Below are 293 nucleotides of genomic sequence, written 5' to 3'. Positions count from 1 at the left end.
CTTCCATCAATGACGATATTATCAATTGGTGTGTTCACTTCTTTTGTTTGATCATCGATCGCTTTTACTGTTGGAGCTGTCGTATCCACCACTGTAATCGTAAATTGCGTTGTTGTTGTATTTCCTTCAGCGTCTGTTGTTGTCACTGTGACTGGGTATGTGCCTACCATTGTTGGACTGCCACTAATTGTGTTCGTTGCTTCATCAAACGTTACACCTTCTGGTAAGCCACTTACACTATTTGTCACTGGTTGACCACTGTTATCTTGACTATCGATAACGATATTGTCGAT

Annotated in this window: 1 protein-coding gene; it reads right to left on the bottom strand. The window is 41.0% G+C overall.

Going from position 1 to position 293, the window contains the following annotated elements; all coding sequences use genetic code 11:
• Window positions 1-293 (bottom strand): putative Ig domain-containing protein (locus tag CD113_RS11165; RefSeq protein WP_206167424.1); only part of this gene is annotated, 293 nt, incomplete at both ends.

Origin of the sequence: Staphylococcus simiae (assembly GCF_002902085.1) — a bacterium.
Classification (GTDB): Bacteria; Bacillota; Bacilli; order Staphylococcales; family Staphylococcaceae; genus Staphylococcus; species Staphylococcus simiae.
This window is presented reverse-complemented; position numbering and strand designations above follow the sequence as displayed.